Origin of the sequence: Bacillus cereus group sp. BfR-BA-01382 (assembly GCF_022663475.1) — a bacterium.
Lineage (GTDB): Bacteria > Bacillota > Bacilli > Bacillales > Bacillaceae_G > Bacillus_A > Bacillus_A thuringiensis_S.
This window is the reverse complement of record NZ_JAKUFQ010000021.1, coordinates 59,981-68,539: the sequence shown is the minus strand read 5'-3', so window position 1 is coordinate 68,539 and position 8,559 is coordinate 59,981. Positions and strand designations below refer to the sequence as shown.

Below are 8,559 nucleotides of genomic sequence, written 5' to 3'. Positions count from 1 at the left end.
GATTTTCAACTTACTGTTATCAATCTTATCAACCATTTGAAGCAATTCAACATGTAGTAAAGGCAAAAAAAGTATACCAGAATCATGTAGGCTATGAAATTAATGTTGCCTTATGCGACAATGTATACGGTTTAGCTTGTATAGATCTAAGAGAGTTTGAAAGAGCTGAAGAATGTCTCAATACGGTTATTGATGTTTTTAAAAAGTATAATGAAGAACAATTATTATTAAGAGTACGTCATAATTTGGGCTGGTTATATAATATTCAAGATTTATTTCCATTGGCGATCAGACAGAGTTCTGAAATTATAAATACCCTACCGAATCATTTTAAAGCATTATTTGTCTTAGCAAGAGCATATTATAATTTAGAAGGCATTGAAACAGCAAAATCATATATCGAGCAAGGAATGAAGTATACAAATGAATCAGGAAATGAGGAATATAAGCATCGTTTCGCAGTTTTAAATGAACTAATCACAGAACTACCTAGAATTAAACTAGAAAAAGTAGTTACTGATGCTATTTCTTATTTTGAAAAAGAGGAAATGTGGGATTGTGTAAAAGAATATGCAGGGATTTTAGCAATCCAATTTTATGAGGCAGATAATCATGTTAAGGCAAGCAAATATTTCTATATTAGTAATAATGCTGATAAGAAATATTTGAGAAAAGGAGCGTTAAAATAATGAAAAAGATTAAGAAAATTGTATTAAATATGGTAGTAGTAAGTGCATTAGCATGTAGCATAATTAGTTTAAATGTATCACAACACTCTTCGTTTAATGGTGGAGATACGCCAGCACCAACAAAACTGATTGTCTCTGGTGGAGTATCTATTGATTAACCTAATACATTTCCTTTATTAAAATCCAGAAAATTCAACTTATTACCTTTTACAAACCGTTGAATGAAAATGGATAAAATCTCGAACCTCTAATCCGAAACATATTTGTTTCGGATTATTCACATTATCTTTTTATATCCTCCCCTTCAAGCCCAGGAACTCCGTATTTACTAGGTAATGAACTCTATTAAACAATTATTAAATCTCTTTTCATCCAAGTTAAAGTAACTGTAAAGTTCATTTCATTCCTGCCACATTCTTATAAATATATGCCTTTACAACAACTATTGATTATTTTTTATTTCATTAATTCTATAATTTCTTTAATACACTTACCATTATCCATTGTTATATCTAATTTCCAATTAAAACCCTTCTTTGTAAGTTTATACCTATATATCGTGTTAAATTGTGTATGGCAAGATAAAACAAGCTGTTAAATTTAAATTATTGTTAGGTAGTTTCTACAGTATGATATTATCACACAATTAGTTATACATATAAAAAAGGTTTCCTGCCTTGTAACAGAAAACCTTTTATGTATTATTAATCTACAAACCTAAAATTTCAACAATCTGACGTGCCTTAGCATTATCTATATAATAATGCATCTCTAACCCTCTTCTTTCTGAACGGAGTACGGTTCCCCTTAATTTTGATAGATGTTGTGAAACAGTAGATTGGGGGATTCTTAATATTTCCGTTAACTGTGTAACATTACACATTTTATGGTGCATTAATTCATTTACAATTTGTAATCGAACAGGATGTGCCATTACTTTTAATACATCTACATCGTCTTCGTGGATTTCAGCTAGATTTTTTTCAGATATTAATGTTATCATTTCGCATTCTCCTTTATTATTAATTTCTATTTTCCTTTTATTCTTATAACTAATACTTATAGCTGATTACCATTTGTCCTGTTGAGAAAATATATTCTCTTTTTAAAACAAAAAGGACACTAATTCATTAAAACGTTTTTACTGCTTTAATGAATTGGTGCCCTCTAATTTTTTGAACCAAATATATCTTATTTTAAAGGATATTTTCAATTCTTTTTTCTCACATCTAGTAAAAATTTTGTATTTTCTTTAAAATAAATATAAAGAATATTCTTCAAATTATGAAAGTATAAATTTGCGACAAACTTATGCTTTCTATCACATTCCATACCAATCAAGATAGTTAACACTATTAATGTAGTACTAACTATCTTAATTAAATATTACTAATAGTAAGTCTAAATATTATCAATTCACTTTATATTACATATATGTAAAAATAATAACATGATAAGCTTTTTCAAATTTTTCTCCTTGTAAAGATTTGAAAATAGCATTTCATTACTCTCCTTACTGTTAATATGCCTAGAAAAAGAACCCCATAGGGTTCTTTTTCTGTTCATTCCCTAAAGTCCCATATTAATAAAAAAAGAAGAGGGATATATCCTCTCTTCACCAATAAAATCGAACATCTTTACACTTAAGGAAGGGCATACATTCATCAAGAGATGAAATGAACAATAATAGTTCACCTAGTGAATTATAACATAAACCCAATTCCATTAATAGATAATATTAACATTTATGGAATAATTGTGACAGAATTGTTAAATATCTTAATATTAAAAGGCTTTATATGTATGTAAATTGAAAGTGGATAGTGTAAGGATAAAATATAAGGGGGATATATCATGTTTAACAAAAAACAAACATTCGTAACAACGGTAACAGCTTTAACACTAGGATGTGGATTTACATTCGGATTAACACCGGCCTTTGCAGATTTTAACAAGATTTCCGCCAACAATATTCCTGTTCATTCTATTCAGAACCAAGAACAAGAACCTTTTACTGGATATGTCATTTCAGTAGAGAACAATTATTTAGTAGTTGCAGCTACGTCCACAAAAGATGAAGCTCTTGCTTATCAACATGATTGGTGGAATCTAGTTTCTCAAAATAAGATTTTAAGAGTTCCTGTTTCAGATAGTGAAAACTACACATTAGGTGAGAAATTAAATGTATATGCAGCTGCATGGACTAAATCCCTACCACCAATAGCTGTTATGCCCACAATTGAAAAAGTATTTCATTAAATTATATTTAAAATTAAGAAGGGCATCATTCTAATTAGAATGATGCCCTTTATCTCACCAACTTTTTTCTCTTATTAATCAAGCTGTCTAGTGATAAATAAGAAATGGTTACAGTAAGAAAACCCCATAGCCTTTGTTTAATAACTGATTTACCTTTTAGAATAAGCTCTTCTCATTATTCAAATAGATCTTTAAGATTCCATAAAAGATCATTTCAAAGAGCATTATATAAAAATTGAGCATACTGTTCACGAGTTGCTGTCATAAATGGAGCAAATTCCCCTATCTCTACTCCTGCTAAAATATAATTAGAGTAAACTACACTAATTTCTTCTTCTACCCAAAAGTTAGCAGGTATACCTTTAAATTAATGCGGAGCTTTCACACTGTAGGGAAAAGCATTTTTAATTATTTGTTCCATCTCCGCGCGTGTAAACGTACCTTTTGTCCTAAGATTTCCTTTTTTGTCTCCTTTAAAAATCCCTAACTCTGTCACCGTCAAAATTTCTTTTAAAAACATTGTTGAGTTTTCATTAATATCATGATAAAGATTAGCAAATGACGACTTCCCTTGAATATGTAGTATCTGATCATCTTTCACATACCCCTTCAAATGCGCTCGATAAAGTAGTGCATCTACTTGTTCACAGGTACATTATCTCCCAAACCAAATATACCATCTCCGTATCCTACAATAACATTTCCCTCATTAGATAAATTATATATTGCATAAATGACCAATAATCCATTGGCACCTCATCAAACAGAATTCGTTTCGCTTTTACTTCAGCAAAACCTGTACTAGTTAATAGTCTCCCTATAATCGTATTGCCCTTAACACTTTTTCACTCTTGTTATTCTGTATATTATAATTTTATATAAAATCACAAAAAATTATACACATATTTCATAATTAATGTTAATATAACGATATACAGATTTTATTATTAGTAATTTATAACAGGAGATGAAAAGATGAAAGGACTTGAATTTTCAACCAGCCTATTATTCTTTTGGATAAAAGGCAGAGTAGACGTTGATAATAGGTTTGTAAAAACCAACTTATCAAACACATTATTTGGTTTTGTTCCTGCTGGTAAAGACCAACAAAACATTCCTCTAAAAAATATTTCTGGAGCAATGTTATCTACCAAGTATTTCTTTAAACCAATGATTTTAGGAATACTAATTTTCTTATTTGGATTAGGTACTTTAAGTGATAGTTTTATTGGTGGATTAATTTTACTACTATTAGGTATTGGAATTGCGGGTAGCGGTATCCAGACAATATTAAGAATTGAAAAAGCAGGAACACCTTATTATATTAGTGTCCCATTCTTTGAAAAAGAAAAAATGCAATTATTAAATGATATTATACAAAATGCTTTAGCAGACGACACAGACAAAACAGATTTAAATTTATTCTTCGATAAAAAATCACAATAAATATTATTATAGTTAAAATAAAACCTTATAATATAATTATATTATAAGGTTTTATAAGTTAATCTAGCACAAGTTATTCTCAATAAAATTCTACTTTTACCTTCTCTTCTTGTAAAATTCATATGAATTCCCATCCCATCTCGCCTTTTACAAAATATTTTTTTATTTCTCAACATAAAATGATTAGAATTAAATTCCTAATCATAGTACCTACAGTTGTCAATTATCCTCCCTTTTTGAAAGGTCCTATCTTTAATGACAATTCCATTCAAATTTTCCTAACCTAAAATATCCTCTCTATTTCGTTTTCTTTTTAACCCCAATAGTATATATCCTCTTTTAATCTATTATATTCAAGTTACATGCCTCCATTTAGAGATGTTAAATTAACAAATATCTACTAAATGTCTATTAAAAACTCATATTACAATCGTTATCCAGAACCCAAAATACAAACAGATAAAGTACTCTTATTTCCTATTAGTGGCTATATCAGCGTAATTGTCTCTTGTCAGAAGATCCTATAATATTATGTACAACGAAATTAATTTTTCACTAATAAATTGGTGGGTGATATAAGTAAATCCACCTAACGCATCATCAGCAATCTACGTATTAACGGATTTATTCTAAGTAGATTAAAATGAGAGATTGATATCAAATTTACAAAAGGAAAAGAGAACGTTTAATTTGATTAATGTTATAAAACATATAAAGGAGGTTAAAACGTGGTACTCTCAAGACAAGATTCCTGGACGAACGATAACGATTTACTTCTCGCATCCACAGTACTCCAGAAGATTCGTAACGGTGGAACACAGTTAACTGCATTCAAGGAAGTAGCAAAGCTACTAAATCGGACACCTGCAGCTTGTGGATTTCGCTGGAATTCATACGTGAGAAAACAATACCAAGAGGAAATACAACAAGCAAAACAAAATCAAGAAGTGGGAAACAATATTTCTCCCTCTCAACAAAAAAAGAAACATACTCTTTATCTATGACATTAGATGATATTATTCTCTTTCTACAAAATTATAAAAAAACATATGAATTTACAAACTTACAAAGTCAAATAAAAACTTTAGAGACAGAAAATCATTCCCTTCTACAACGTGTAACTATGTACGAAGAAGAGTATCGTATGTTACTTAATCATATTGATAAGACAAGAAGTCTAGTTGAAATTAATTAAATAAAGTAGCAAATTACTTTTATACACTTAAGTCGTCACCTAAAAAACTCACTATATATAAATTAAGTTTAAACACTAATAAATAAAGTGCACGTTTACTCTTAATAAACGTGCACTTTATTTAATCCTTAAAACATAAAATTTAATTTTCAACTCATTAACAATATTAAAATTAAGATGTTTGTTTTATAGGTATTTGTTTACTTCTATTCTCAATAAGTCTATCTAATAGTAAGTAAACAAATCCAGAAATAATACAACCCACACCTAAGATTGTAAATAACATATGTCCTAAAAGCTGATCCAGTAATACACCGCCTAGAAGAGGTCCAAATACATTACCTGTAATCCATTGCAGATTAGCCGCCCCCATATAAGTCCCCCTCAAATGTTCTGGAGCTATATTAGCGACGAATGTCATTTGGACAGGTGACATAATCATTTCCCCTACTGTATAAACTGTATAAGCTATTAATAATGAGCCTAGAATAATTAAATCATTTGCGTCTATTACTTGAAACCACTTTGGTAACCATCCTATTGCTAAAAGGCCAACGCCAAAAAGAATAGCACCATATAGCATTGATTTACCAATTGGTTTGTGAGTTAACCACTTTGAAATAGGAAATTGGAAACATACAACCAATAAGCCATTTAAAGTCATTAAATATGGAAATGGATTACTATTTCCAAAAATCATTGTATTCTCATTACTAAAATGAAGTGGTAACATACCTTCCGATTGTGAGAATCCCATAAATATAATGATTCCCGTCACTATATAGAATAGAAATATTCTATCTCTTATAACAACTCTTAACGTAAATCTTATTGACTGTTTATGTGTTTCCTCATGTATCATTATATTTTTAGGCTTTGTTTCCTTTAGAAACAATAACATTAATATTGTATAAAACAGCATAGTTCCAGAAGTAATCAAAAATATGACATCTTTTGATACAACCACAACTGCTGCACCAATTATAGGGCCTATCGCAGCTCCTATATTATGAGCCATTCTAAGTAATCCATATGCCTCAGTTCTTTTTTCAGGTTCTGTTACATCGGTAACCATTGCAGATGCCGCTGGTTCAAAGAAAGAATTACATAGCCCTAAACCAATAGATAAAATGGCATACCCTATAAAACTATCAATAAACAAAAAAACAAGCATTAGTAGCCCATTACTGGCCATAGAGAGTACCATAGTTGGTTTCCGTCCATAAGTATCCGCTATATGCCCTCCAATTAATGAACCAAAACTCGCCGCAATTGGGGATAAAGCTATAACTATACCTACCTCAAGTAGAGAATCCACTTTATCCTTCAAATATAATGCAAAAAATGGAATTAACATCATCATTGCAATACCATTTAAGGCTTCTCCGATAAAGCGGATCCAGACATTAAGATCCATCCCCTTTAATTCTTTCCATGTACTCCTCATATAGTTACCTCGCCTATGCTCAAAGTATATTTTTATCCCAACAAAAGTTTTACTATATTATTATTAAAATCTAAATTTAGTCGGCTATGCTGCCCCCCCCCCCGAAAAAACCTATCTTTTGATAAAATAATATAAACTTGTCCCTATAATTTCTAGTGCCTCCTGCATACGTTGAGGAGAAATATTTTCTAAAACGGTGTCTTGAGGTGTATGGAATACCTTTTCAACATGATAAATTAGGGGATTCCAACTCTCTACATCCATCCAAATAAATAGTGCTGAGGAAATTCCAGCTTCGTAAAATGGTACATGATCACTAGAATCAAACTTTCCAGTTAATACAACCGATTTCCCTAATGCTTTACTAGTAGCTACTGCAGTATTTGTTACTTCATTTTGAGAGCCATCTAGTGTCATTGCATATAAGTCCTTAGCCTGTTGGTAACTTGTCGCTATCATATCTGCATTAAAAACCCCTAGAATATGTTTCTTATCTGTTGTAGATAACTGATTAACATAATGGTAAGCACCTAAGGATTCATTTTCTTCTGCTCCAAACGCTATGAATTGAATTTCTTTATTAATCTCTATATCTTTAAAATTGTATGCTAACTCTAATAAAAGTCCTACGCCAGAAGCATTGTCATTTGCTCCAGGTGCTCCGATAACACTATCATAATGAGCACTCATTATTGCTACATCCTCATTATCTGTCTTGTATTTGGGCTTTTTTTTCGCAATAACATTTAATGAACTCAAATTCATTTCATGTTTTGCCTTTAAACTAACTATATTTTTATTATGCACTATTTTATCTTTCATTCTAATTCCCTGATTATAAGCAAGCCCAAATACAGGTATTGATTGTTTCTTTTTTAGAACTGGGTTAAAGGCTTCTCCATAGTTGCCTCTATCCCCAATCGTACTATATAACAATACAGCTTTTGCTCCCTTTTCTACTGCATACTCAACTTGTTCATTATATTTCTCATACGTATCAGCTTGTTCCAGTAATACTATTTTCCCATGAATTGGCTCAGGTGAATTTTTAATATCGTTCTCTTTTCCTATAGAAACTACCGGCCCTACGACAGGATCTTTAGGTATAGATGCATTAGATGCTGCTCCAACTTGCCATTCTTTTTCTCCATACACACTAAAAGAGATACTCCCAATATATTGATCTGGTACAGGAAAGGCCTGATACTCAACTTCATACCCTAATTTTTTTAATGTATCTCCAATGTATGTAGCTGCTTTATGTTCTTCCTTAGTCCCACTTGGACGTGGACCAATTTTCTCAGACAGAAAACGTGTATGTTCAATAGCTCGACTAGCACGAACCTTATCTGACATGAGAGAACTTTGGTCGTTCTTAGTCATAGCATGTACTAGTATTACATCCTCAGATAAATTACTAAAAAGGAAAAGCAACAAAATCCCAAAAGTTACAATAAGCTTCTTTATAAGAGTTAGTTTTTTCATTTGTCCTCCCTATGATTAAAAAAGATTAATAGTAAAAC

7 protein-coding genes and 2 pseudogenes are annotated in these 8,559 nt (G+C 30.8%); 5 read left to right on the top strand and 4 right to left on the bottom strand.

Annotated features, from left to right (window positions below; translation table 11 throughout):
* Both MR160_RS11575 and MR160_RS11570 read left to right on the top strand, forming a co-directional pair.
* Positions 1–689 (top strand): annotated as a pseudogene (locus MR160_RS11575) (hypothetical protein); the annotation flags it as partial.
* On the top strand, positions 689–847 hold the full coding sequence (locus MR160_RS11570; protein ID WP_000721348.1) for a Phr family secreted Rap phosphatase inhibitor: 159 nt from the start codon (positions 689–691) through the stop codon (positions 845–847). The pseudogene MR160_RS11575 and the gene MR160_RS11570, both read left to right, overlap by 1 nt.
* A 551-nt stretch (positions 848–1,398) precedes the next feature.
* Here MR160_RS11570 and MR160_RS11565 read toward each other — a convergent pair.
* On the bottom strand, positions 1,399–1,692 hold the full coding sequence (locus MR160_RS11565) for an ArsR/SmtB family transcription factor (RefSeq protein ID WP_000631350.1): 294 nt from the start codon (positions 1,690–1,692) through the stop codon (positions 1,399–1,401).
* 851 nt (positions 1,693–2,543) lie between these two features.
* On the opposite strand from MR160_RS11565, the gene MR160_RS11560 reads away from it, so the two are divergent.
* Positions 2,544–2,948, top strand: a complete 405-nt coding sequence (locus tag MR160_RS11560) for a DUF3221 domain-containing protein (RefSeq protein ID WP_000482311.1) — start codon at positions 2,544–2,546, stop codon at positions 2,946–2,948.
* A 367-nt stretch (positions 2,949–3,315) separates the two neighbouring features.
* Here the strand turns inward: MR160_RS11560 and MR160_RS11555 are convergent, their stop codons facing one another.
* Positions 3,316–3,549, bottom strand: coding sequence for an S-layer homology domain-containing protein (locus tag MR160_RS11555; protein ID WP_002162801.1), 234 nt, complete (start codon positions 3,547–3,549; stop codon positions 3,316–3,318).
* A gap of 374 nt (positions 3,550–3,923) precedes the next feature.
* Between MR160_RS11555 and MR160_RS11550 the strand changes: the two genes are divergently transcribed.
* Both MR160_RS11550 and MR160_RS11545 read left to right on the top strand, forming a co-directional pair.
* Complete coding sequence (locus MR160_RS11550; protein WP_000677076.1) at positions 3,924–4,394, top strand: hypothetical protein; 471 nt, start codon at positions 3,924–3,926, stop codon at positions 4,392–4,394.
* Positions 4,395–5,122: 728 nt separating this feature from the next.
* Positions 5,123–5,589, top strand: a pseudogene (locus MR160_RS11545) (RsfA family transcriptional regulator).
* Between the two features lie 172 nt (positions 5,590–5,761).
* On the opposite strand, the gene MR160_RS11540 reads toward MR160_RS11545, so the two are convergent.
* The gene (locus tag MR160_RS11540; RefSeq protein ID WP_001258008.1) at positions 5,762–7,036 is read right to left on the bottom strand and encodes an MDR family MFS transporter; all 1,275 of its coding nucleotides are present in this window, start codon (positions 7,034–7,036) and stop codon (positions 5,762–5,764) included.
* A 111-nt stretch (positions 7,037–7,147) separates the two neighbouring features.
* Positions 7,148–8,521 carry a M28 family metallopeptidase gene (locus MR160_RS11535; RefSeq protein ID WP_000737099.1) on the bottom strand — a complete coding sequence of 458 codons (1,374 nt, stop codon included), beginning with the start codon at positions 8,519–8,521 and terminating at the stop codon, positions 7,148–7,150.
* Positions 8,522–8,559: the final 38 nt, after the last annotated feature.